Genomic DNA, 25,325 nt, shown 5'->3' with positions numbered 1-25,325 from the left:
AGTAATATTAGCAAGGCCTTTTAAAAAAAATTTAATTTTTCATAATTTATGGCCGATAACTTGCGTCGATAAGGACAAATAGCACCGTTAATAAAAGAAATATTATGGAAACAAATACCAATGATAAGGTATAAAATTCGATAAACTATTTTTTACACATTATTATTTTCACTGTTGCTTATGTTCTTTAATCGATTTATTTACTTAAACCCCTACTCGTATAAAAAGGATTTTTCAATGTCACCGCGCTCCTCTTATCATCAACACACTATCCAGCAGGGCCAATCAAAGCCCAAAACTCGCTTCAAAACCGCAAGCTTACTTATTAGTAGTGCGTTATTACTGTCAGTATCAGCTCATGCGCTTGAAACTACTGGCTCAACAGATAGTGCAGCTACCAATAACCCTTCACTCAATACCAGTGCAATCAACCTGCCAATCATGACGGCTGCGCCCACCGTATTGTCTGAAAACCAGCGAATCACACGCGCGAAGACCAACAGTCTTAAACCTACGATTAAAACTGCCAAAACCGACCAAGCCATTTATTCGGCAGATGCCATTCATCATCCAGTATGGGCAAAAAACGGCATGGTTGCCTCGCAAGAAGCGCTTGCTTCTGATATTGGGCTTCAGATTTTAAAAGACGGCGGTAATGCCGTTGATGCTGGGGTTGCTGTTGGTTTTGCGCTTGCTGTCACCTTACCGCGCGCAGGCAACATTGGCGGCGGCGGTTTTATGATGATTTATGATGCCAAGCAAGGCAAAACTGTAGCACTCGATTACCGTGAAAAAGCACCAAGTAGCGCCAATCGTGATATGTATCTTGATAGTGAGGGCAATGCCGTAAGCGATCTGTCTCGCTATCATGGCCTAGCCGTTGGTGTGCCGGGTACAGTTGCGGGGTTACTCAAGGCACTAGAGGAGCACGGCACGATGAGCCGCGAGCAAGTCATGGCACCCGCGATTGCTTTAGCAGAAAATGGCATCGAAGTGACACCTGGGTTGTCTGAATCCTTAGAAGCTTTGAGTGATCGTTTACAAAAATGGCCAAGCACCAAAAAGATATTCTTTAAACCCAACGGCAGTGCCTATCAACCAGGTGAGCGCCTAAAGCAACCAGAGCTTGCCCGCTCTCTAAAATTGATTGCCGCGCAAGGAGCGGATGGGTTTTATAAAGGCGAAACCGCTCGTAAACTGGTCAAAGCCGTCAATGAGGCTGGTGGTAGTATGAGCTTGCAGGATTTGACCAATTATCAAGCCATCGCTCGCGAGCCTGTCAAAGGTGACTACCGTGGTTATGAGATTGTCTCTATGCCGCCTCCGTCTTCAGGCGGTATTCATATCATTCAAATCTTGAATATCTTGGAAGGTTATCCACTAAAAGACTACGGACAGAACAGCGCCCAAACCATTCACTTAATGGCCGAAGCCATGCAATTAGCGTATGCAGATCGTTCTGAGTACTTGGGAGATTCTGACTTTATTGATGTACCTGCCAGCGGCCTTACTGCCCAGCCTTATGCCAATAAATTGCGCGCTTTGATTGATCCAAACAAAGCCACGCCAGCGTCAACGATTAAAGCCAACAATCCGCTCCCTTACGAGAGTGACCAAACCACGCATTTCTCTATCGTGGATAAAGACGGCAATGCGGTAGCCAATACATATACGCTAAACTTCTCTTATGGCACTGGCCTTGTTGCTGAAGGGACAGGCATATTACTCAATAACGAAATGGACGATTTTTCTGCCAAACCCGGTGTGCCTAACGGCTATGGACTGTTGGGTGGTGAGGCAAATGCCGTTGAAGCCAATAAGCGTCCGTTATCCTCTATGAGTCCAACGCTAGTCTTCAAAGACAGCAAGCCTTATATCGTCACGGGCAGCCCAGGCGGTAGCCGTATCATTACGACCGTCACTCAAGTTATCTCAAATGTCATCGACCATGACATGAATATCGCTGAGGCAACTCATGCACCGCGCATTCATGACCAATGGTTGCCTGATGAAATTCGTATCGAAAAAGCATTAAACGTCGATACTGTCAAAAAACTGGAATCAATGGGACATACGGTAAGTCCACAAGCCGCGATGGGTTCAACACAGTCGATTATGATTACCCCAGATGGCGTTTATGGCTCTTCTGATCCGCGTATCGTCGATGCAGCAGTAGTTGGTTATTGATTTAAAATTGTCTCTAATAGTAAGTAACGCAGTCCTCTATACTTCATAGTCTAGAGGGCTTTTTTATTGTGCTTTTTGCCTTATATCAATAACATATTTACCAATCTCGCTCAGATTAAACCCTGTGAATCAGTGGCTGTCTAGAGCAAATAATGATATTATTAAGGGCCTAATATAAAACAAATAAACGCAACCTCTACTGCATTCTTTGTCTTACATTTTGTCTCAAAAAACCAGATTAAATCATTGATAAGAATCTCTTTATTTTCTTGTCAGCCTATTTTTTGATCGTATCCGTAAGAGTCCTCTATGGCATTTGTACACCTTGGCATTCACAGCGAATATTCAATTACCGATTCTATCGTGCGCATCAAACCGCTCGTTAAAGCTGCTGCGGCTGACAATCAGCGCGCGCTTGCGCTGACAGATTTATCCAACCTTTATGCGACGGTGAAGTTTTATCGTGCCTGCCTAAACGCTGGCATCAAGCCGATTATTGGCAGTGAAGTCATTATGGATAATGAAGACACGCGGCTCACCTTACTAGCGATGAACAACGAAGGTTATCAAAACATCACCCGCATTGTGTCACTTGGCTTTACCGAAGGCCGTGCTGACCCAGTCAATCACGGTACTCCTGTTATTAAGCGTCGTCATATCTTAGAGCATGCCGCAGGGGTAATAGTACTACTCGCTGAGAAATCAGACGTCGGTCAGGCGCTGGTCGGTTCTATGCCAGAAAAAGCCGATGAGTTACTTGCTGAGTGGCGAGCACAATTTGCTGATCGTTTATACTTTGCCATCAAGCGCACCAATCGCTCAGGCGAAGACGCTTTTATCAAAGCAGCGATTCAATCGGGTGCCAAACACAACATTCCTATCATTGCGCACAATGACGTGCGTTTCTTAGAGCAAGACGATTTTGATGCCCATGAAGCACGCGTCTGTATTGCAGGCTCTTACGTACTGGCAGATCCGAACCGCCCGCAGACCTATTCTGATGAGCAATACCTAAAAACCCAAGAACAAATGGTGCAGTTATTTGCGGATATTCCACAAGTTATTGACAATACCTTACGATTGGCAACGCGCTGCAATGTGTCCTTGACGCTTGGCATCAACGTACTGCCTGATTTTCCAGTACCTGAAGGCGAGACAATTGAATCGTTTTTTCGTGCAGAGTCCCAGAGAGGTCTCGACCAGCGCTTAGATAAGTTATTTCCTGTTGAGGCACGCACTGATAACTGGAGCAATATTCGTCAAAAATATGATGAACGCCTAGAGTATGAGCTTGAAGTTATCCTATCTATGGGTTTCCCTGGTTATTTCTTAATCGTCATGGACTTCATCCGCTGGGCAAAAGCCAATGGCGTGCCTGTGGGGCCAGGTCGTGGTTCTGGTGCAGGTTCCCTTGTCGCATACGCGTTGAATATCACTGACCTTGATCCTATCCACTATGATCTCTTGTTCGAGCGCTTCTTAAATCCAGAGCGTGTGTCAATGCCAGATTTTGATATTGACTTTTGTATCGAAGGTCGCGACCGAGTCATTGATTACGTGGCACAAACTTATGGGCGTGAAGCGGTCTCACAGATCATTACCTTTGGTACGATGGCAGCAAAAGCCGTAGTACGCGATGTAGCGCGAGTACAAAGCAAATCGTACTTTCTCGCCAGTAAATTATCCAAACTCATTCCCAAAACGCCCGGTATTACGCTTAGTCAAGCACTGGAGCAAGAACCTCAACTCAAAGACTTAATATCCAATCCTGATAACATGGATTATGAAGACGCCATTGAGATTTGGGAGATGGCGATTAAACTTGAAGGCGTTTGTCGAAATGTCGGTAAGCATGCGGGTGGCGTCTTGATCGCTCCGCACAAAATCACGGATTTTAGTGCTATCTATTGTGACGACGAAGGACATCGTGTCAGTCAATTCGATAAAGATGATGTCGAAGCTGTTGGACTGGTGAAGTTTGACTTCTTGGGCTTGCGCAACTTGACGGTGATTAACGCGGCAGTTGAAAACATCAATTTACGCCGTGCCAAAGAAGGCAAAGACGCTCTAGTATTAGAAGATTTACCATTAGACGACACCAAAGCTTATAAGCTGTTGCAAGATGCCAAAACCACCGCCGTCTTTCAATTAGAAAGTATGGGTATGAAAAAATATCTGGCCAAATTGCAGCCGACCAATATCGAAGATGTGATCGCCATGTGTGCATTGTACCGCCCTGGTCCACTCGATGCTGGGATGGTAGAGATGTATATCGACCGTAAACATGGTCGCGAGGAAGTCATTTACGATCACCCCAATCTTGAACCCATTTTAGAAAACACCAATGGCGTTATCGTCTATCAAGAACAAGTCATGCAAATCTCTCAGGTGATGGCAGGCTATAGTTTGGGCGGTGCGGATATGCTGCGTCGCGCCATGGGTAAGAAAAAGCCTGAAGAGATGGCCAAACAGCGCGATATTTTTGTCACAGGTGCCACTTCGCAAGGTATTGATGAAGTCACCTCAGGCGGCGTCTTTGACTTGATGGAGAAGTTCGCAGGTTACGGCTTTAACCGCTCGCACTCGGCAGCTTACGGCGTTTTGGCTTATCAGACTGCGTATCTAAAACAGTACTACCCTGCTGAATTTATGGCAGCAGTATTAACCTCCGATATGAACAACACTGACAACGTGGTGTTCTTTATCAATGACTGCCGTGAAAACTTTGGCTTAACCGTGGTCAATCCATCGGTCAACCGTAGTGAATGGCATTTCGTTGCTGATACGCCAACCAATATTATTTATGGACTTGGGGCGATCAAAGGCGTGGGCGAAGGTGCGGTTGAATCTATCGTGGAAGCGCGTCGCCGTGAAGGACCTTTTAAAGACCTATATGATTTTTGTCGCCGAGTCGACATCAAAAAAGTCAATAAGCGTACGCTTGAGGCATTGGTGAGCGCCGGCTGTTTTGATGACTTTGCTGAGACTCTACGACCTGACTTGCCAGCCGATGAAGCCTACGAGATTCGCGGTGCGTTAATGAGTCAGTTGCCAAACGCGGTACAGGCGGCCGAGCAAGACCGCCAGAACCGCGAAATAGGCATGATGGACTTGTTTGGCGAGATGGATGGTGTGGTCGCTGCCCCGCCACTGGTGATGACGCCAGAGCTGATTTGGGGTGACAAGCATCGCCTAAAAGCAGAAAAAAACACCTTGGGTCTGTACTTGACTGGCCACCCCATCAACGAATATCTAGAAGAGCTGCAACGCTATACCTCAGGCGCGCGTCTTGATAAGTTGACAGATACTGGCTACAACGGTAGCTGTTATTTTTCAGGATTGATTATAGATATCGCCAATTTTGGTAATCGCAATGTGATTACCTTGGATGACGGTACGTCTCGTCTTGAAGTGAGCTGCTATGCTGAGCGCTTTAACCGCGTCAAAGACCAGCTAAAAGTCGATGAAGTGGTCATCATCAAAGGCAGTATTCGTGAGCGTGATGGACGTTTATTTGCCCGTCTTGATAGTGCCATGAGCATCGTGGACGCACGCTTGCGCTGGCTCAAAAAGATCAGCATCAAAGTTCATGGTAGCGATATCAATTTGCTCACTCGCTTGCAGCCTTTACTCAAGTCCGCACAAACAGATATCATCCCTGCGCCGCGCTTAGGCTATAACAATGAGCCGGACGAGCAACCTATCGATAATAGCGGCATTTACGATCCTGCTATGGGCGGCAGCTTATACGACGAAGATGGCAATGACTTACTGGCATTAGAGAGCGATATGAATCAAGGCGCTCTTTATCAAAACAGAAGTCATCAAACCCTTACTGACCACAATTATGCCAATAATGCACTGAGCAATACAGACACCTCTATCAATGATAATTGTTTGCCGCTTGGATTGAGTATCTATGAGGCATTTGGTATTGCTAATGTTGGCTTATCTGAGCATTGGCGAATTTATCCTAACGACGATAACCTACAGCAATTAAAGACCATGGTTAGTGAAGACAACTTACATTTTCATTATAGCTAAAGCATGATTACGGCTAGAAAATTGATCATAGTGATTTTCTAGCGTTTACCTTAAGAACTGGATATATAGCTATGGACAATAAAAACATGACAGCTCAGAGTGATGAAGAAATCATCAACCATGACCAATTTGAAGACATGCGCGACCTGCTAGAGGAAGACTTCGCTGATTTGATACAAGTGTATATTACTGACAGCCATCAGCGAGTGATAATGCTACGAATCGCTCAGCAAGAAAACGACAACGCCAATGGCTTTGAGAGCGCTCATGCCCTAAAAGGTGCTAGCGCCAATTTGGGTACAACACAGGTCGTAAGACTTTGCATGCAGTTACAAGAACGCTGCCGTGACCGACTTATCAGCGAGCAAGCCGACCTTATTGAAGAGATCGCCATCGCATTACAACAGGCTGAACAAGAAATTTATAAAAGATTGGGACAATAAATGAGTAACGACGCTTCATCATCTACCGCCTCAACACCACAAGCTTACAGCGTGGGTGATTATCTTGCTTGCTTGCAAGTGGTCATGGTTAATACAACCCTGCCTGCCAATATTGGCTCGGCAGCAAGGGCGATGTATACCATGGGTCTGTCACGTCTGACCATCGTTGACCCAAAGCTTCCGATCGATGAAACCAGTATATCTCATGCGGCAGGCGGTAGTGACGTGTTGTCATCCGCCACCATTGCACCCACTTTGGAGTCTGCGATAGCGGATTGTCAGCTCGTGTTTGCAGCCAGTAGTCGTAGCCGTCACATGCCGCGCCCTGTTGTGACGCCTACGCAAGCAGCTAAAATCATGTTTGAATTTATTGACAGTCAATCTACTATTGATACAAACAATAGTAAAACTGATGCCACTATTGGCAAACCAAACATCGCTATTTTGTTTGGCCGTGAAGATCGCGGTTTAACCAACGAAGAGTTAGCTTATGCGGATTATCATATTCAAATTGATGCCAATCCTGCTTATCCTGTGCTAAATGTGGCTTCAGCCGTGCAAGTAATTGCAAGCTTTATCTTTGCTTACGCGCAGACCCATGGTCAGGCGACCAATAGTTTAGACAAAAATATAAGCGCAACTACTCAACCAACAGTAGAGGTTCACTTGCGTCAAGAGTGGGATGAACCCGCTATTACTCAACAACAGCTGCAGCAGCTGACTCAACGTACCACTGAACTGATGGTTCAGCGCGGCTTGGCAAATAGCGAACACCTAAAGTCATTGCCATCGCGGCTATCAAGACTTGGCTCACGCTTACAGCTTGACCAAAAGGAATACCAGTTGCTGAGCGCCTTAATTGCTAAGCTGTCAAAAAGCTAGATATTGATTCATTATTGGGATTGAGTATAGCGACGCCATTAATAAACCGATATTAATGTATCGATGTACTTTTATTTGATAATCTATCACTGTATTTTATGATATAAAGCTACTATAACTTAAAATAAATGCCACTTTACCGATGAATAGATAGGACGCTTTATGTCATTGCCATCCAAATTGTTCAAATCGCTTGCCACGATCAAAAAAGACCTAAAAGAAGATATCGATGCGGTGTTCACTCGTGATCCCGCGGCACGTAATAGTCTGGAAATCGTACTGACTTACCCAGGCTTTCATGCGCTTATCTTACATCGCGGTGCACACTGCCTTTGGAATAACGAACAAAAACTGGCAGCACGTGTCATCTCTTATGGTTCGCGTATCATTACTGGTATTGAGATTCACCCTGCTGCCAAAATCGGTAAGCGCTTTTTTATCGATCATGGTGTTGGCGTCGTCATTGGTGAGACCGCTGAAATTGGCAATGATGTCACCTTATATCATGGTGTGACGCTTGGCGGCGTCTCTTGGAATAATGGCAAACGTCACCCAACACTAGAAGATGGCGTTACTGTGGGTGCAGGTGCAAAAGTTTTAGGGCCATTCACGGTTGGTAAGAATGCCAAAATTGGCTCAAATGCGGTAGTTGTAAAACCTGTACCAGCAGGTGCCACAATGGTTGGCAGTGCTGCGCGTATGATTTCAGATCATCATGATGAGAAAGGCAATCCAATCGCTACCAAAGTACAAGACGCCAAGCAGCAAGAAAAAGCCGCACAATCCGCTGGTAATGCTGATAGCGGTCCTACCAAGCCCACTGCTCCAAACACGAAGCGCACCACTACTTTCCAAGCATATGGTGTAGATCCTTCTTCGCAAGATCCAGTTACAGAAGCCTTTGCTAAAATGCTTGAACACATTCAACAATCTGAAAGACGCTTAGATCAACTACAGGCAGCGATGTGCCAAATTGATCCTGAATTTTGCAAAAAAGAGTACGACAAGCTACGATTAGAGGATTTGGATATCATTGATCAGTCTGAATCAGATGGCACCAGTAATAAATTAGAGTAGTATTATCAACAACTTATGAGTACCACGGCCCACTCCATTTTTATTAATCGAAAAATTCGGTTATAATAGCGGTGCAGACGGAAACCGTGGTACTGCTTTACTTATTATTTTTTATATAAACCGGGACGGACCGGCTTTTTTATCTACGAAAGCCAGGAAGGCTCATTGGAGTTTCGGTTGTATACATTATCCCCCCTCAAACGCCGTATCGTTTACGTGACCGTTTTTGAAATACTGGCTGTCTTATTTTCTACAGTCATTCTTATGCAACTCAGTGGTAACGATGCGACCCACTCTTTGCCGCTCGCTATTATGGTCTCAGGCGCTGCTGTGCTGTGGAACTTTATCTATAACTCTGCTTTTGAATATGTTGAAAAACGTTGGCAGATTCACGAGCGCACATTTATCATACGGGCATTTCACGCTTTAGGGTTTGAAGGCGGCCTTATTCTAATCTGTTTGCCGTTATATATGCTGTGGTTTGGCGTTGGATTATGGACTGCGTTTGTCATGGAAGCGGCATTGTTAGTATTTTTCTTAGTCTATACCTTTATCTTTACCCTTATTTTCGACAAAATATTTGCTTTGCCACAGCAAGTCGGTACCCCTGCCGAATGTACCTAGTGTCTTTGTACACCGTAAGTAAGCGTTATGCTCATTAGGTATGTTTCTCTAAATTTTTTGAGAAACATACCTTTTTTAATAACGTTTTTTATTTCTTACAAAGCTTTAGTTAGTTAAAAAACCCTTCTTTACCAATTCTTCAATTCCTGCGGCTTCATGTGTTTTAAACGGATAACGGGTCTCTATAACTACCCATTTAGGTTTTCTTAAATTGCTTAGGCTATTTTCATTCATTTGCAAATTCACGAGCAGCACATCAATATCTATTGTAACCTTTTTTATAAGCGTTTGCTCTTCTACCAAACGCTGCCGATGACATTCACGTTCAAACTGTTTTAACGTTTGCTCTAACTGGCATAATGTCGTGGGCGATTTTAAAGACAGGTAGACACATTGATTGGTGTAGTCCGGTTTTGGCAATTCAATCGTCGCTGTAAAATCAGGGTTTTGAAAAGCCGTCGATAACTGTATCTCACCTAAAGCCCCCAAATGCTCTCGAGCGATTGGTAGATATTTTTGCGCTCGATAATTGCTGCCCAAAGCCAATACGACTGCCGCCACCGAGTGCGCTTGCAACGCTTCAGGCGACTGCTTCTCTAAAGCCTCAGTATTCAAATTAGTGAGCGTTTTATGCATCATTAGAGGAAGCTTTGGCGTAACGTGTGATCTGCACACCAACCGAATCCGCTTGTTTAATGGCCGTCGGTTTGGCAATACTCAAAGTCACTTTATGACTGGTGTACTTTTTGAGTAGCTTGTCCGCGATTTGTCCAGCCAAATGCTCAAGCAGCGCGGCTTTGATGTCTTGACACCATTCAGTCACATCATCGCAGACCGCTTTATAATTCAGCGCATCGTCAACGTTGTCCGAGATCGCCGCCTTACTAATATCCGTCTCAAGCGCGATATCAATCAGTAGTGGCTGAGTAATAGCGCGCTCCCACTCATAAACCCCTATCACCGCCTCTACTTTCAAACCTTTTACAAACACCACATCAGATTGGGTATGAAACATGCTTTCATCCTTGTTTGTTAATTTTAATTCGAATTTTTTAAATTGTTATTTAAGTTGCTGTAATGCTTCTTCACGTAGACGCTCAGCCTTCAACGCTTTACTGGGACGGTGACGCCATAAATCGATGCTAAATAATAGCAGACCCAGCCAAATCAAACCAAACACAGCCAAACGGTGCAAATCAAAAGGTTCGTTATAATAAAAGACTGCTAGGAAGAAAATAAAGGTTGGCGTCAGATAATTCATAAAGCTTAAAATACTAAAAGCAACCAGCTTCGTTGATTTGTTAAACAGCAAAAGTGGTATCAACGTAATGGGACCTGCCAGCATTAAAAGCCAGATACTTGGACTGAACCAAAAACTCAGTTGACTACTAACCACATCTGCCTGCCAAAACCACCATAAGCAAATCGGTACCAACATTGTCGTCTCGACAAACATCGCATCGACAGCCGTTAGTGGCGTTTGCCGTTGAATCGTACCATAAGTACTAAAACTAAAGGCCAGTATTAATGATATCCAAGGCAAGCTACCAATCATAACCACCTGAATGACCACGGATAGCAGCGCAAAGCCAATGGCAATCCATTGTAGCGAACGCAGGCGCTCTTTAAACAAAATCATCGATAGCGCCACACCTACTAGCGGTCCGATAAAATAGCCCAAACTGGCTTCAAGGATACGGTCGTGATTGACGGCCCATACATACGTGAGCCAATTGGTAGCGATAATCAAACCTGATATGAATGAGTACGCAATCCATCTTGGGTTTTGTTTGAGCGTATCAATCCATTGCCAGCGTTTGGTAACCACCAGCACGACAAGCAAGCAAGCAAACGTCCAAACGATACGGTGCCCGATAATCTCAGTGGCATCATAGGCAGCCAACTGCTTAAAATATAACGGGAAAATGCCCCAGATAAAAAAGGCGGTAAGCGCGATTAAAATACCATGTTTGGTCGTTTTGATAGGGGCAGCTTGTTTTTTGATAAGGTCTTGGGTAGCCATAGTACAGTACAACGTTTTAGAGCAAAGCGCGCCCAAACCTATTGTCAATTATTTATATCAACGCAGTGGCAAGAACGCAGGGTTACTACAGATAGGATATAAGTTAAAAAGCAATGTGCTGACATCCATATAGATATCAACACATTGCTAACGATATTTACTGCTTTAAAATAGAGACTGTCACAAGCTCGAACGTTATTTAAGCATTGAACGTTTCATTGCTTTGTAGATTATACGGCCGATTTACTTTAAGAAGAGTACGGTTCTACTGGAGTAAATTTTACGAAACCTCTGTCACGTTTGCGAACAGCAAGTGAGGAAAATTTATACCAGTAGAACGCTACAACCGTATTTGCCGTTTTTATTTTGGATTAAAGATACAGTTTTACGCATTCGTGCTATCGACGTGGATAGACATACCAATCTGATTGGCAAGTTCTGCAAATCCTGGGAAGCTGGTATTGACCGTTTCCACCCCTTCGATGGTAATTTGCTCAGAGGCGCGTAGACTAGCAATAGCGAAGCTCATGGCGATACGATGGTCATGATGTGAGGTAATGTGACCACCACCAAAGACAGGTTTGCTCTCAGCGTCTTTATCCGTAACGCCCTTGCCTTCAATACCTTTACCCTCAATGATTAGGCCATCGTCCGTCACAGTACAATCAATACCGAGTGTTTGTAAGCCTTCAGCCATCACGGCAATACGGTCAGATTCTTTGACACGTAACTCTTTTGCACCCGTTAACACCGTACGGCCCTGCGCACAGCTGGCTGCAATGAATAATACAGGGAACTCATCAATCGCGAGCGGCACCAAATGCTCGGGTATCTCAATACCAACCAAGTTTGAAGCGCGAATTGTGATATCCGCAACGGGTTCACCGCCCACGTGTGTCTCATTACTCAAGCTGATATCGGCTTGCATTAATTTTAAAATATCAAGGATACCCGTACGCGTGGGGTTGATACCGACTTGCGTTAAAGTCAACTCACTACCTTGGCTAATGGCAGCCGCTACCATAAAAAATGCTGCTGAAGAAATGTCGGCAGGCACAGCGATGTCTCCACCTGTTAACTGACCGCCACCTTCCACACTGATGCGATTGCCATCGACGGTGACAGGGTAGCCAAAGGCCGACAACATACGCTCGGTGTGATCGCGGCTGACTTCTGGTTGAGTAATCGTCGTTGTGCCCTCGCTCCACAGACCTGCCAGCAATAAGCAAGACTTAATCTGCGCAGAAGCAACTGGCAGCTCATAGTCTATACCTTGTAGCGGTTTGCCAACTGTGTCTCGACCTGTAATGCTAAGTGGCGCTGTACCGCTATGGCCTGTACTCTGAATGACGGCGCCCATCGCACGTAGCGGTGCTGCCACACGCTCCATAGGACGCTTACTCAGACTGGTATCGCCTGTCAACACACTATCAAACGGTTGGGCGGCCAATATCCCTGATAACAGGCGCATACTGGTGCCAGAATTGCCCATATATAGCGGCGTTTTACTCGGCTTCAAGCCGTTCATACCGACCCCATGAATTGTCAATTTGCCATTATCAGGGCCTTCAATGGTTACGCCCATATCACGAAACGCTTGCAAGGTCGCAAGGGCATCTTCCCCTTCCAAGAACCCAGTAACATGTGTGACGCCTGTGGCGAGGCTACCAAGCATAATACTGCGATGCGAGATAGATTTGTCACCAGGAATCGTAATCGTGCCAGAGACGGTATTGCTGGGCGTAATAATATAAGAAGCTGACATGGCAGAAGTATCCGTATAAGGGGTGCTGGCTAACATATGGCCAAAATGTCGCCGTGCGGCTTGCGCGCGGCCCAAAAGCCCCATCAGGGCGGTTGAATCTTTATCAATAATAAGCTGACGCATGGTCTGTAAATAAACGCCATACTCATCAAGGGCGCTGACTATCGCGCTTTGATTGGCAAAAAATATATCGTGCCACATTTTAGGATCGCTGGCGGCGATACGAGTAAAGTCACGAAACCCGCCTGCAGCATAGCGAAACATATCCAAATTATCATCATGACTTGCCAGTTGTTCAACCAGATTAAATGCAAGCAGATGCGGCAGATGGCTGGTATGTGCCAATATGGCATCGTGATGATCAGCAGCCATTGGCATCACTTTTGCACCTACCGCTTCCCACAATAGACGCAGCTTTGCAATGGCTGTATTATTGGCCGTGGGCAGTTCACAAATGATGACGCTATGATTGACAAACAAATTGGCGCGGCGAGCATGATACCCTGAATTTTCAGCACCAGCAATCGGATGGGCAGGCACAAAGCCTACCGGTAGCGATCCAAAAACAGTTTTTGCCGCATCAATGATATTGACCTTGGTGCTACAGACATCGGTGATGATACAATCCGTTGCAAGCTGGCCGTCATCCATTGCCTGTTTGATATCGGCAAACACCGCTTGTACCGCCTGTACTGGTACAGCAATGACGATCAAATCACTACCGCCGACCACATCACTTAGGCTCGAACTACCTGCCTCTATCAGTCCTTGCTGAATTGCTTCTTCTATACTTGGCGCATGTCTATCGACCGCCACCAAACGCGAACTCAAGCCATTGTCTTTAATGGCCTGTGCAAGACTGGCACCGATTAACCCAAGTCCGATCACGCAAACTTGTTTAAACAACAACGGGCAAGCATTTAAAAACAGTTGATTCTTATTCTTTTGAATTTTTTGCAAACTACTCACGGCTTTTCTCATTGTACAAGCGAGCTTCAATTGAGGTAAAGCAACCTAACGCTCGTGTCATAAAAATTAATGGCGGGCTGACTCAGCTCTTCAAACAGGAAACAAAGCGGTCTAATTCAACAAATTGGTTAAGTATCAGTCAAAATAGAGCGCAGAGTATCAATCAAGCGTAGATTGTCTTCTGCTAAGCCGACAGTGATACGCAGCCAGTTAGGTAGACCATAAGCGCCCAATGGACGGACAATCACGCCTTGTTCCAGTAATGCTTGGTAAATCATAGCAGCCGTGATCTCCTCCATCTCAACTTCCACTTCTACCATAATAAAATTGGCATGCGACTTAATAAATCCCAATCCCAGTGCGTCAAACTGCTTTTCCAACCAACGCATTTGCTCATCATTCATCTGACGAGTTTTTTCAATAAATTCTTGGTCACGAAGGGCGGCGGCGGCGGCGGCCAAACCCACACGGCTCACATTAAATGGCTGACGAATACGGTTAAGCAAATCAGCCACTGCTACCGAGCTTAATGCATAGCCAACCCGCAAACCTGCTAACCCGTACGCTTTAGAAAAAGTGCGGACAATAACCACATTGTCAAACTCGTCAAGCAACGCTCGATTATTGGTCTCAGGGCTGTATTCGATATAAGCCTCATCCAATACCACCAACACCGAGCTTGGTACACTGGCCACAAACTCACGCAATGCTTTGTGCTCTAGCTGCGTACCGGTTGGGTTATTAGGATTGGCAATAAACACCATTTTAGCATTGGCGTTGTCTCGAACCGCTTGACTCATAGCTTTTAAATCATGCCCAAAGCGCTGAGCAGGCACTTCTATGCCAGTCGCGCCCTGCATTTTTGCCAGCATCGGATAAATGATAAATGCGTACTGACTATAAATAATCGCGTCATCGGCACTAGCAAAACTACGCGCCAAGATATCAAGTAAATCGTTAGAACCATTACCTAATGTGATCTGACTGACATCGACATCATTAAAATCTGCCAATGCTTGCTTTAGATAATAACCATTACCATCAGGATAACGCGCCAACTGACCCAACTGCTCCGTCACAGCCAACGTCACGTGCGGCGAGCAGCCCATCGGGTTTTCGTTACTGGCAAGTTTTACCACATCTGAGATGCCATACTCACGCGTCAACTCCTCAACCGGCTTGCCTGTTTGATAAGGCGCCAACGCTAAAATACTGTCGTAGGCAGGTATGAGCGGTGATAAATTTGACGCTGTCGATTGAGTAGATTGCATGATGTATCCTTAGATGTGGTAAGACATCTATTATTGGTTAAGACCGTTCGTTTTAGTCATGATTACTATATGAGATATAGTCATGGCACTTATAAAGATTACAATACTGCTTTTGGATAAGAACCCAATATACGCAAATCTTTTACCAACGGACGGATATCAGCAATAGCAGCACTCACATTGGCTTCATCGATATGACCATTCATATCAATAAAGAACACGTATGCCCACTTATTAGGACGTTCAGGACGTGTTTCAATGCTTGTCATCGAGACGCCATGATAGGACAAAGGCTTTAAGATTTCGATCAATGCGCCTGCTTTGTCATGCGCTGAGACCACGATAGAGGTTTTATCTTGTCCTGATGGGGCGATGGCTTCATGACCGATAATGAGGAAGCGTGTGGTATTGTTTGGGTTGTCTTCGATATTTGAATACAGCTTATGTAAGTCATATTCTGCAACCGCCACGTCCCCTGCAATCGCTGCTGAATGCCATTCATTTTTTAAACGACGGGCGGCTTCGCCATTGCTCGATACGGCAACACGCTCCACATTTGGGAAGTTTACATCGAGCCAATGACGGCACTGTGCCAAAGACTGCTGATGCGAATAAATGCGGCTCAAACCATCAATCTTAGTGTGTTCAGCGACTAAGAAGTTCTGATGAATGGGCAGCTCCACTTCCCCAATGATTTTGAGACTAGAAGATAAAAAACCATCCAAAGTGTGATTGACCACGCCCTCTGATGAGTTTTCAACAGGTACCACGCCATACATCGCTGTCCCCGCTTCAACTTCGCGGAATACATCCGTAATGGTCGTCATCGGCACTGTATCAGCCGCTTTACCAAAATGTTTGAGGGCAGCTGCATGCGTAAATGTACCGACTGGACCCAAAAAAGCAATGCGTTGCGGCGCTTCTAAATCTAAGCAAACCGACATGATTTCACGGAATAAACGTGCCATCTTATCATCAGCGATTGGACCTTCATTGCGCTCCATGACCGCTTTTAGCACTTGAGCCTCACGCTCAGGACGATAAAAAATAGGGTTACTATCAGCAGTCGAACTATTGGCTGTATGGCTCTTTTTTACGGCTGCTACTTGTTGAGCCAGCTTGGCACGGTTGTTGATTAACGTCTGGATTTCGCAGTCTACTGCATCAATATTTTGACGAATGTTGTCCAAAAACTCTTTTTCAGTTGCGGTATCGCTAGCGCTTGTGATGGTTTGATTTAGATTATCCATGTTTTGCTCTGTTGACTGCTCACTCATTACCGCCCATCCCTCTTAGATTTTTAATCTGTTAAGTATTACTGTGTTAATTTTAATATGCAATAGACCAGTCTATCAAAAATATTGTGCCCTGCCAGTCCTATCTTTTATGGTTACTATTTACCGAGCATACCTCGAATGATAAAGGCAGCAACCAGATAGCTGACCGACTCTACTATAACAAAAACTGTGCTCAGTGCCCATGTGTAAATGCCGGTTATAGTCGATCCCCTATAAAATAAATACAGTGCTACTGAGAGAAATTTTTAGCAGCTTCTATCAACAACGGCACAGCAAGCAACATTCACCTCATTAGCGCGTTATAATGTCTGTACTTAGTTTATTTAGGTCTGACTATAGACCCCCAAAGGAGTAAAGCCATATCAAATGACGGCCATGTGCGATCAAACTATGAAGCAACACAGCCTCAAATCTATGGTACAGTTTAAAACCAATAACAAACAGCACTATAAATAAGAAAATACTTTCATAATTGCAAAGAAGGATATCTGATGAGCGCATTACAACAGCTTCATACCATGACCACGATTGTCGCTGATACGGGCGACCTAACTGACATCGCGCGCCTAAAACCTATCGACGCGACTACTAACCCAAGTCTTATTACCAAGGCGCTCATTCATCCTGACAACCAAGGTATGCTGTCTGAAACCATGAGTCGTTATAATGGTAATGTAGATGCCGTGATCGATGCCTTAACCATAAAAATCGGCTGTGATATTTTGGCGTTGATTGAAGGTCGAGTGTCTACGGAAGTGGATGCGCGCTTATCTTATGACACTAAGGCGACGATCGATAAAGCCTTAGAGTTTATGGAAGCTTACCAAAAGGCAGGTATTGATTCAGAGCGCGTCCTGATCAAAATGGCTGCGACTTGGCAAGGTATTGAAGCCGCACGTTATCTTGAAACCCAAGGCATTCACTGTAACTTGACCTTGCTGTTTGGACAGCACCAAGCGATTGCTTGTGCGGATGCTGGCGTGACATTGATATCGCCTTTCGTTGGTCGAATTTTAGATTGGCAAAAACGCCAACAGAATCGTCAAAACGTACCCGCCTCTGATGACATGGGCGTACAATCGGTGAAGCGCATTTACCAATACTACAAGCAACATCACTATCATACACAAGTGATGGGCGCCAGTTTTCGCTCAACTGAGCAGATACTGGCACTAGCAGGTTGTGATTTATTGACGATTGCGCCCAACCTTATTGACGAGCTGGCCGCGATGGATATCGAGGTGACTCAGCAACTGTCACCAAGCATGTCACTCGATATGGCAGATATGACGCGAGTAAGCTTGACGCATGAAGAGTTCAGTGCTGCTTACCAGCAAGACACGGTCACTCAGGATTTACTGCCAAAGGGTATCGATGGTTTCATTGGGGCTCGTGATGAGCTTGCTCAGATGCTGGCGACAATGCGCAATTAATATGAGCACTTAGTAATAGCGGCGACACGCTACAAACAGGCAGTCATAAAACAGATTTGCCCGATAGTAGCAAGTTGGCTATTATGACCTACTTTTAATTAAAACAAGCAAGGTTCGATTATGAAACGGCTATCAGTATTATTAGCAGGGGGTGCTCTAGCAGTCAGCGCACATGCAGTGAACTGGTCAAAAGTGTCAGAAAGTCCTACTGGAACCATTTTTAGTTTAGATTTGAGCTCTGTTGAAAGCTCCGACATCAGTATCATAGACGACAAACCAGTCGAGAATATTACGGTGTCTATTCGTAAAACCTATCCTGTGCAGCAAAACGAGACAAAAGGAACCAAAACAAATAGAGAGGCGAAAGTCAACAAAGACACCGCGCTTCATCATAGTGATCAGCAATTGCTCATATCTTGTAAGGATGCCAGCTACTATACAAGGGCTTATGTGAACTATAGTATTGATAATAAAGTCATCAAGTCTTGGCAATCAGACAAGCCAATCCTAACGACAAAGGATTTTACCATCACTGGCCCTAAGACGATTGGTCGCACTATCGTTGAGCAAGCATGTAAAAACTACGAGCAAGCCAAGCAATCGGTTTAGCCATTAAGACTGAGCTAAACAAAAAAAGCGCGCTGATATCGTTCAGCGCGCTTTTCTATTTTTAGAATCAATGTAAACAACTAAGACTAAGCCTTTAACACCGTATAAACAGGCACTGGAAATTCGCCATGCAAATCGACCAAATCAAGTAGTACCAATGCGCCTACCACTGTGTGGCTCGCTGATTGGCACAGCTCATAAGCCGTCGTCAATGTGCCGCCTGTGGCTAAGATATCATCGACCAGCAATACACGTTCAGGTGGCAAATTATTTTGCATCTCAAGCGTGTCTTTGCCATATTCTAACGCATAAGCTTTATTGGCAACTGGCGGTGGTAGCTTACCGGGTTTACGCAGTAAAATCATGCCTTTACCCAAGCGACCTGCCAGCAAACTTGCAAACACAAACCCGCGCGCTTCAACCGCTCCTAGACAATCGACGTCGTCTATTAACCCTTCTGGCAGTGCGGCAAGTAGCTCATCGATGACATCATTAATATGGCTACGCAATAATGGCGTAATATCATAAAAATCAATGCCGACTTTTGGGAAGTCTGGCACTGTACGAATAACCTGCCAAAACCGATGGTCAGTATTGAGCACAGTAGATGGTTCGGCTGCATTGTTGGTGGATATGGCGGCATTGATGCTCATAATAACCCTTAGTTTTTACGGCTTAGATAACAGTATATAGATAACAATATAACGGTAGTGAGTCATGAATATCACTATGAATTTTGCGGCGATGATTATAGCACAACTGACAGAAATGTCGTGACTTGGGGTATCGGCAGTTTAAAATAAAAGCGTGAGGCCGGTATAAACTGTCTTTGCTTACTGTACTATGGCAAACAGAAACCTCAGTAGCTCTTCCAAGCACCACTGTATTTTTAAAACGGAATTCTTTTCAAAAGGGTTAACTATATAAAAATGATATGGTTTATTTTGAGAAGACAATACTACGGGCCTTGATAAAAGCCAATCCATCTCAATATACAAGTGTAAACTTAACTATGAAAACCATGGTTATATGCTAAACTACGTGCGCTTTTACGGTCTAATATGATGACTGTGATTCTAAACATGCGCATCAACAACTTACTGTGACACTGGTAATGATCGATAGGACTATTTATGAAACGTTATGAATGTATCGTCTGCGGCTGGATATATGATGAAGAGCTTGGTTGTCCTGAAGAAGGCATTGCGCCTGGCACCAAATGGGAAGATATCCCTGATGATTGGACTTGCCCTGAGTGCGGTGTCGGCAAGCTTGATTTTGAAATGCTTGAGATTTAGTAGACGACCCTCTAATTAGGATACTTCATGACAAAATCCAATGATATCAATGACACCCAATTGTCTGAAACCTTAGCTGAGGATTCAATCAACTATCCAGCGCCTGAGTGGAAAAAATTTGGTGAGCATCAATGGCGTGATTCCGATTTGAGCGAACACCTTTACCAAGCAATGATTGATATTGGTGATAATATTGAGCTTTGTGTTGAGGCGGGTGGCAACCCCAATAATCCGCCACTCTTGATGGTGATGGGACTTGGTTCGCAAATGGTGTTTTGGCCAGATAACTTTATCAAACGCTTCATTGATGCAGGTTTTTTTGTGATTCGCTTTGACAATCGTGATATCGGCTTGTCTTCTAAAGTCCAGATTGAAGGTCTGCCACGTATCAGCCAATTCAAAATGATGATGCGCTTGCAAACGGGACTCTCTAATAAAGGTGCGCCCGTGGCTTACAACCTAACGGATATGGCAGAAGACACAGCGCGTTTGATTAAAGCCTTGAACCTCGGCGCCACTCATCTGCTTGGCGCTTCTATGGGCGGCATGATTACACAGATTGTGGCAGCGCGTTATCCGAGTCTTGTGCAGAGAATGGCATTGATGTTTACCTCAACCAACCGTGCATTTTTGCGACCACCAAAACCCAAGCAATTGTACACACTCATTAATCGTCCTGAAAGCCACTCTGAGCGCGATATCGTGCGCCATAGTGTCTGGTTTATGAAGACGGTTGGTACGCCTGGACACGTGAACGTACGTATGGTACGTGAAATTGCCAAACTGCGTTATCAGCGCAATTTTCATCCACTTGGTACAGTACAACAGCTCAATGCTATTTTGGCATCAGGCTCTATCAGTCGGTTTAGCAAGCAAGTCAAGGCGCCGACTATCGTACTTCATGGTAGCGCAGATGGGTTGTTGCCTCCTTCGCAAGGACGTGTAGTTGCTAGGACTATTCCCAATGCCAAGTTTCATCTAATTGAAGGAATGGCACACGACATTCCCGAGTACTATCAACCTTATATGGTCGATTTGATTAGCACGCATTTATTGGCACGCTGATTTTTGAGAAGTCGTTATTTGATAATTGTCTGATAATCGTTTTCTGCCATTTGCCTGTATTTATAGGTTGGCGATCAAAGATTTTTAATAAGCGACTGGCAATAAAAAAGAGGATAGCGCCTACCATAGGTGCTATCCTCTTTTTATGCTCGATTTTGAGCCGAATGACGAATCTAACTACAATTGACACCGTCGCCTTTTTTATCGACGCACATCTTGTTGCCATTTTTTAGGTTGCCAATCCAAGCCTTACCATCTGTAAACACGAATGCGGATTGACCTTTATAACTACCGCCCGCTGACACACCGCTATTGGCAAAACGAAAAGGTATCACAAGCTCGCCGCCCAGATTGACAAAGCCCCAGTCTTTACCGATACGCACGCCAGCCAATCCCTCGGAAAACGGACGTGCCTCATCAAATGAATAGGTAATCATAGTCACGTTGTCGTCATCGACAAACCCCCATTTACCGTCCTGCTTCCGTGGTTGTAGCGTGGTAAAACGATTGGACGCTGACTGTTTTGACGATGATACGTTGCTACTGGTATTAGCGGACGATTGCTTCGTTGTGGACTGCGTATTGGCTGCGCTATTGGGCTCACTCGTCGTTTTACCATTTTTATCGAGCCAACTGACTGCTCGATCTTTACGTACCCGCGCCCTACCGTTTTGATACTCATCAATATCACTAATCGCTGCTGAAAACGGCACAATGATCTTATTGGCAGTATTAACAACCCCGTATTTACCATCCTTTTTTACCACGATACGCCCATCAGATACAGGACGCGCCCATCCTTGGCTGTCGGTCAATACATCGTACATCGCAGGAACGACTTCACGACCTTTCATATTGAGATAGCCTACCCGATTGCTACGCTGCACTGGTAGCAGACCGCCTGCCAACTGATTGACATCGACTTTTTGATAGCGTGATAAATCAACCACACTGACGCCTTTATTGTTAAGCAATGCTACTGGCGCACCGGAATCTTTTGTGGCCAAAAAATAACTACTGTTTGCCGTACAGGCGACGTTTTTATAATAACTTTTCGGGATCTTACAACTGGCTGCATTAGCAGTTGGCATGACAAATAGTGCGCCAGATAAGAGACTTACCGCTAAGCCATATCGAGACATTGTGAGCGGTAAACTGGATATCAAAGAAGGATGTCGTTTTGATAGTGAACGTCGAGACATAAGTAGACCTAAGCTAATGGTATTGAAATTATTGATATAAAGATTGGTAAAATAATACCATTTTAAATCGCTAGCTTAGCAAATAGGGTTATCTGCGCCAATATCATTCCTGTAATGATGTGACTCAATTGTACAAGCGCTCCGATAAATCATGTTTAATAGAGCAACCGTCAACTTAACAATTAAGCATAAATGCTATTTTAAGCATTTCAATTTTTGCTTAAAACCTCGACAATACAGCTTGTGTTGACACCCGCACTGATACAATAGAACGAAAGAATAATATCGATTTAAGGACAGTTATGGCTATTGCTTCATCACGCTCTGCACCTATTGGCTTGGTCATTGGTTGTATTATATTTGGTTTGGGTAGTTTGATTGTCGCGCACGTTGATATTGGTGGTTGGGCAATGTCCTTTTGGCGATTGGCCGTTTCGGGCATCGTATTTGCTGTGTTAGCCAAAATTATGGGGCAACGCTTGCCCCGCTCAAGACGCGCTATTTTTTATAGCTTATTATCAGGTGCCTTTTTAGGGTTGGATTTGGCGCTTTGGCACGAGAGTATCTATGCAGTTGGACCTGGTATCTCAACCTTACTCAACAGCTTACAGATTTTTTTCTTAGCTGCAATTGGGTTTTTATACTTTAATGAACGCCAATCTATTGTGCAGCTTGTCAGTTTGTTTTTGGCCATGCTTGGCGTGGCAATGATCGGCAGTCCTGAATTTGCGCACAACACGGCAGCCACTTGGGGGTTTGTCACGGGTATCTTGTCAGGAGCAATGCTAGCCGCATCAATGACCTTTATCCGTAAAACGCACGATACTGAACCGACACCTATATTTATGCTGATGCAGCTTATCAGTATCGGCGGGGTTGTCGCGATGATTGTGCCAATGTTTGTGTTTGATATGGGTCATATTTTACCCAATACGTGGTCTGAGATTGGCTGGATATTGGTTTATGGTACGGTGATGCAGTGCCTAGCTTGGGGCTTAATTGCCTACTCTATTCCTAAGCTGTCGCTGGCGTTGACTGGATTATTACTATTGACAGAACCCATTGCTGCCTTGATTATTGATTATAGTTGGCTCGACAAACCGATCAATACGTTGCAATGGAGCGGTGCATTACTGACCATGTTTGCGATCTACTTAGGCTCATTAAAACCTGATAATCAAGGTTTACGCCGTTATCGATTTTTTGCAAGGTTTTATAGACGTAAATATAAATAAGCTGATTTTTTTGCTAAAAAAAGCGCTCCTCTTACGTAGAGAAGCGCTTTTTTAATGATACGGGCTTTATTAATAACTGGCTTAAAACGGATTATTTGACCAATGATTTCTTAGCATCTTTAGCTTCAGAGCCTTGATTGAACAAGGCATTTAGTATAATAGCAGCCAACGTAGCAGTACCGATACCACCCAAATCAAAACCGCCTAAGTGCAAGCTAAAGTTACCTGTACCCATGATAACGGTGACAGCCGCAATAATAAGATTGCTGTTTTTGCTAAAATCGATATGATTGTCTATCCAAATTTTGACGCCTGCTACCGCAATCAAACCAAACACTACGATAGAGGCCCCGCCCAATAAAGCGGCTGGAATGGTCTGGATAATTGCACCAAATTTTGGTGACAGTCCCAGCAAGATTGCTACCAAACCAGCGACGACAAATATCGTGGTGCTATATACCTTTGTTACCGCCATGACACCGATGTTTTCAGCATATGTGGTGACACCAGTACCACCGAATCCCGCCGAAAAAGTCGTCGCCAAGCCATCAGCGAAAAAGGCGCGCCCCATATAAGGCGTCACACGTGCCTTGGTCATACCTTCAACCGCCTTAAAGTGCCCTAAGTTTTCAGCAACCAAAATAAAGGCCACAGGAGCTATTAAGACAATGGCGCTCATCTCAAAGCTTGGCGTATGAATACTTGGCAAGCCAAACCAAGAAGCCGCTGCCACACCACTAAAGTCAATGCCCGATCCAAAGCCCAGTACATTGGTCATCACAAAATAAGCAACGTACGACAGCACTAAGCCAACTAATAATAGTAAACGGCGCAGCATACCTCGTGTAAACACGGCTACCATACTAATCAGTAATACCGTCAATGTGGCCATCCACGCATCAAATTGGTTGGCAGACACGCCTTGAATGGTTACTGGCGCTAAATTCAGACCAATAATCATAACGATAGCACCAGTTACAATCGGCGGCATCAAACGCTCAATCCAACCTGTACCCGTTTTCATTACCAAAAGTCCAATCAATGCATAAATAATGCCACATGCCATGATGCCACCTAATGCGACATTCAGATTGTCATTGAACCCTGCACCTGCATACGCTGTCACAACGATGACTGGACCAATAAAGGCAAAACTCGATCCCAAATAACTTGGCATACGTCCACCAGTGATTATAAAAAACATCACTGTACAAATACCTGACATCAAAATGGCCAAATTTGGGTCAAAACCCATTAAAAGCGGGGCCAGTACGGTTGCACCAAACATCGCAAAAGTATGCTGCACGCCGAGCAAGATACTCTTTGATGGCGGCAGATACTCATTAATGCCGACTGGATCTTGATCCAAATTGCCCTTATAAGGTCGCCATGTCGGAAACCAGCGACCATTGTCAAAGTCTGGATTATGCGGATGATTGATGGCTGCATTATCAATGCCTGCAGCCACTAAGGCGTTGTGAGCTGACTGATCTTGAGCGCTGTTTTCTAAAGGTGGCGAGGGGTCTTTTTGAGATGGCATGCGCGCGTATCCTATGTGAGCTGAGCTAAAGTAATAGGCTAAAATAACTAATAAAATGGTTGATAAGATAGAAATTGGATAAACGTAGAAGATCAATTAATGGGGCTATATGGCTGGCGATTTTTATAAATAGCAACTATCTATATTCCCATCTATAATATGCCATCCCAATTCATTCATTTATGTTGTAATATGACAAACCAAAAGTAAGACTTGTCATATGGCTACCATTTATTAATGTATAGGGCCAAACATGCTCTATAAAAAATGGTTTTGATCGTCTATGACCAAGCGTATTTTATAGTGATAAGGGCTTACAGGATGTTACATAGCCTCTGATTCCGAGCATGATAACGGAGT

At 44.5% G+C, this 25,325-nt stretch carries 20 protein-coding genes; 11 read left to right on the top strand and 9 right to left on the bottom strand.

Annotated features, from left to right (window positions below; translation table 11 throughout):
- Positions 1-237: 237 nt before the first annotated feature.
- The 6 genes from ggt to ACT3TH_RS09530 all read left to right on the top strand — a co-directional run bounded on the left by ggt (position 238) and on the right by ACT3TH_RS09530 (position 9,257).
- Complete coding sequence (gene ggt, locus ACT3TH_RS09555; protein WP_444755618.1) at positions 238-2,187, top strand: gamma-glutamyltransferase; 1,950 nt, start codon at positions 238-240, stop codon at positions 2,185-2,187.
- 309 nt (positions 2,188-2,496) lie between these two features.
- Positions 2,497-6,231, top strand: a complete 3,735-nt coding sequence (gene dnaE, locus ACT3TH_RS09550; protein WP_444755617.1) for a DNA polymerase III subunit alpha — start codon at positions 2,497-2,499, stop codon at positions 6,229-6,231.
- A gap of 71 nt (positions 6,232-6,302) precedes the next feature.
- A complete protein-coding gene (locus tag ACT3TH_RS09545) occupies positions 6,303-6,674 on the top strand; it encodes an Hpt domain-containing protein (RefSeq protein ID WP_444755616.1) in 372 nt (123 codons plus the stop codon).
- On the top strand, positions 6,675-7,556 hold the full coding sequence (locus ACT3TH_RS09540; RefSeq protein WP_444755615.1) for an RNA methyltransferase: 882 nt from the start codon (positions 6,675-6,677) through the stop codon (positions 7,554-7,556).
- A gap of 201 nt (positions 7,557-7,757) precedes the next feature.
- Positions 7,758-8,633 (top strand): serine O-acetyltransferase, encoded by an 876-nt coding sequence (gene cysE / locus ACT3TH_RS09535; protein WP_444755696.1) that lies wholly within the window; start codon positions 7,758-7,760, stop codon positions 8,631-8,633.
- 177 nt (positions 8,634-8,810) lie between these two features.
- Entirely contained in the window at positions 8,811-9,257 is a 447-nt protein-coding gene (locus ACT3TH_RS09530; protein WP_444755614.1) for a PACE efflux transporter, read from the top strand.
- Positions 9,258-9,362: 105 nt separating this feature from the next.
- Here ACT3TH_RS09530 and ACT3TH_RS09525 read toward each other — a convergent pair whose 3' ends face one another.
- The 6 genes from ACT3TH_RS09525 to pheA all read right to left on the bottom strand — a co-directional run bounded on the left by ACT3TH_RS09525 (position 9,363) and on the right by pheA (position 16,562).
- Positions 9,363-9,896 (bottom strand): 2-amino-4-hydroxy-6-hydroxymethyldihydropteridine diphosphokinase, encoded by a 534-nt coding sequence (locus ACT3TH_RS09525; protein WP_444755613.1) that lies wholly within the window; start codon positions 9,894-9,896, stop codon positions 9,363-9,365.
- Positions 9,886-10,272 (bottom strand): dihydroneopterin aldolase, encoded by a 387-nt coding sequence (gene folB / locus ACT3TH_RS09520; protein ID WP_444755612.1) that lies wholly within the window; start codon positions 10,270-10,272, stop codon positions 9,886-9,888. Before folB ends, ACT3TH_RS09525 begins: the two co-directional genes overlap by 11 nt.
- A 45-nt stretch (positions 10,273-10,317) precedes the next feature.
- Entirely contained in the window at positions 10,318-11,280 is a 963-nt protein-coding gene (gene rarD / locus ACT3TH_RS09515) for an EamA family transporter RarD (RefSeq protein ID WP_444755611.1), read from the bottom strand.
- 385 nt (positions 11,281-11,665) lie between these two features.
- On the bottom strand, positions 11,666-13,954 hold the full coding sequence (locus ACT3TH_RS09510) for a bifunctional prephenate dehydrogenase/3-phosphoshikimate 1-carboxyvinyltransferase (protein WP_444755695.1): 2,289 nt from the start codon (positions 13,952-13,954) through the stop codon (positions 11,666-11,668).
- A 188-nt stretch (positions 13,955-14,142) separates the two neighbouring features.
- Positions 14,143-15,285: a histidinol-phosphate transaminase gene (gene hisC, locus ACT3TH_RS09505; RefSeq protein WP_444755610.1), complete on the bottom strand. Its 1,143-nt coding sequence runs from the start codon at positions 15,283-15,285 to the stop codon at positions 14,143-14,145.
- 98 nt (positions 15,286-15,383) lie between these two features.
- The gene (gene pheA / locus ACT3TH_RS09500; protein WP_444755609.1) at positions 15,384-16,562 is read right to left on the bottom strand and encodes a prephenate dehydratase; all 1,179 of its coding nucleotides are present in this window, start codon (positions 16,560-16,562) and stop codon (positions 15,384-15,386) included.
- A gap of 512 nt (positions 16,563-17,074) precedes the next feature.
- On the opposite strand from pheA, the gene ACT3TH_RS09495 reads away from it, so the two are divergent.
- Both ACT3TH_RS09495 and ACT3TH_RS09490 read left to right on the top strand, forming a co-directional pair.
- Positions 17,075-18,016: a transaldolase gene (locus tag ACT3TH_RS09495; protein WP_444755608.1), complete on the top strand. Its 942-nt coding sequence runs from the start codon at positions 17,075-17,077 to the stop codon at positions 18,014-18,016.
- Positions 18,017-18,136: 120 nt separating this feature from the next.
- Entirely contained in the window at positions 18,137-18,625 is a 489-nt protein-coding gene (locus ACT3TH_RS09490; RefSeq protein WP_444755607.1) for a hypothetical protein, read from the top strand.
- An 86-nt stretch (positions 18,626-18,711) separates the two neighbouring features.
- On the opposite strand, the gene ACT3TH_RS09485 is transcribed toward ACT3TH_RS09490, so the two are convergent.
- Positions 18,712-19,278 carry an adenine phosphoribosyltransferase gene (locus tag ACT3TH_RS09485; RefSeq protein WP_444755606.1) on the bottom strand — a complete coding sequence of 189 codons (567 nt, stop codon included), beginning with the start codon at positions 19,276-19,278 and terminating at the stop codon, positions 18,712-18,714.
- 480 nt (positions 19,279-19,758) lie between these two features.
- Here ACT3TH_RS09485 and ACT3TH_RS09480 point away from each other — a divergent pair, with 480 nt between their 5' ends.
- Both ACT3TH_RS09480 and ACT3TH_RS09475 read left to right on the top strand, forming a co-directional pair.
- Entirely contained in the window at positions 19,759-19,923 is a 165-nt protein-coding gene (locus ACT3TH_RS09480) for a rubredoxin (protein ID WP_021814629.1), read from the top strand.
- Between the two features lie 27 nt (positions 19,924-19,950).
- Positions 19,951-20,988, top strand: a complete 1,038-nt coding sequence (locus ACT3TH_RS09475; protein WP_444755605.1) for an alpha/beta fold hydrolase — start codon at positions 19,951-19,953, stop codon at positions 20,986-20,988.
- Between the two features lie 173 nt (positions 20,989-21,161).
- On the opposite strand, the gene ACT3TH_RS09470 is transcribed toward ACT3TH_RS09475, so the two are convergent.
- Positions 21,162-22,190 carry a WG repeat-containing protein gene (locus ACT3TH_RS09470; protein WP_444755604.1) on the bottom strand — a complete coding sequence of 343 codons (1,029 nt, stop codon included), beginning with the start codon at positions 22,188-22,190 and terminating at the stop codon, positions 21,162-21,164.
- 302 nt (positions 22,191-22,492) lie between these two features.
- Between ACT3TH_RS09470 and ACT3TH_RS09465 the strand changes: the two genes are divergently transcribed.
- Complete coding sequence (locus ACT3TH_RS09465) at positions 22,493-23,425, top strand: DMT family transporter (protein ID WP_444755603.1); 933 nt, start codon at positions 22,493-22,495, stop codon at positions 23,423-23,425.
- Between the two features lie 91 nt (positions 23,426-23,516).
- Here ACT3TH_RS09465 and ACT3TH_RS09460 read toward each other — a convergent pair whose 3' ends face one another.
- Positions 23,517-24,965 (bottom strand): solute carrier family 23 protein, encoded by a 1,449-nt coding sequence (locus ACT3TH_RS09460; protein WP_444755602.1) that lies wholly within the window; start codon positions 24,963-24,965, stop codon positions 23,517-23,519.
- Positions 24,966-25,325: the final 360 nt, after the last annotated feature.

The sequence above is a fragment of the Psychrobacter sp. AOP22-C1-C5 genome (genome assembly GCF_052378885.1).
Taxonomy (GTDB): domain Bacteria; phylum Pseudomonadota; class Gammaproteobacteria; order Pseudomonadales; family Moraxellaceae; genus Psychrobacter.
Note: the sequence above shows the minus strand (reverse complement) of the source record. Positions and strands in the feature narration are given on the sequence as shown.

Coding starts and splice junctions, on each gene's coding strand:
- ggt (WP_444755618.1), top strand. CDS start 238: ATGTCACCGCGCTCCTCTTATCATCAACACACTATCCAGCAGGGCCAA.
- dnaE (WP_444755617.1), top strand. CDS start 2,497: ATGGCATTTGTACACCTTGGCATTCACAGCGAATATTCAATTACCGAT.
- ACT3TH_RS09545 (WP_444755616.1), top strand. CDS start 6,303: ATGGACAATAAAAACATGACAGCTCAGAGTGATGAAGAAATCATCAAC.
- ACT3TH_RS09540 (WP_444755615.1), top strand. CDS start 6,675: ATGAGTAACGACGCTTCATCATCTACCGCCTCAACACCACAAGCTTAC.
- ACT3TH_RS09525 (WP_444755613.1), bottom strand. CDS start 9,896: ATGATGCATAAAACGCTCACTAATTTGAATACTGAGGCTTTAGAGAAG.
- folB (WP_444755612.1), bottom strand. CDS start 10,272: ATGTTTCATACCCAATCTGATGTGGTGTTTGTAAAAGGTTTGAAAGTA.
- rarD (WP_444755611.1), bottom strand. CDS start 11,280: ATGGCTACCCAAGACCTTATCAAAAAACAAGCTGCCCCTATCAAAACG.
- hisC (WP_444755610.1), bottom strand. CDS start 15,285: ATGCAATCTACTCAATCGACAGCGTCAAATTTATCACCGCTCATACCT.
- pheA (WP_444755609.1), bottom strand. CDS start 16,562: ATGAGTGAGCAGTCAACAGAGCAAAACATGGATAATCTAAATCAAACC.
- ACT3TH_RS09495 (WP_444755608.1), top strand. CDS start 17,075: ATGAGCGCATTACAACAGCTTCATACCATGACCACGATTGTCGCTGAT.
- ACT3TH_RS09490 (WP_444755607.1), top strand. CDS start 18,137: ATGAAACGGCTATCAGTATTATTAGCAGGGGGTGCTCTAGCAGTCAGC.
- ACT3TH_RS09485 (WP_444755606.1), bottom strand. CDS start 19,278: ATGAGCATCAATGCCGCCATATCCACCAACAATGCAGCCGAACCATCT.
- ACT3TH_RS09480 (WP_021814629.1), top strand. CDS start 19,759: ATGAAACGTTATGAATGTATCGTCTGCGGCTGGATATATGATGAAGAG.
- ACT3TH_RS09475 (WP_444755605.1), top strand. CDS start 19,951: ATGACAAAATCCAATGATATCAATGACACCCAATTGTCTGAAACCTTA.
- ACT3TH_RS09470 (WP_444755604.1), bottom strand. CDS start 22,190: ATGTCTCGACGTTCACTATCAAAACGACATCCTTCTTTGATATCCAGT.
- ACT3TH_RS09465 (WP_444755603.1), top strand. CDS start 22,493: ATGGCTATTGCTTCATCACGCTCTGCACCTATTGGCTTGGTCATTGGT.
- ACT3TH_RS09460 (WP_444755602.1), bottom strand. CDS start 24,965: ATGCCATCTCAAAAAGACCCCTCGCCACCTTTAGAAAACAGCGCTCAA.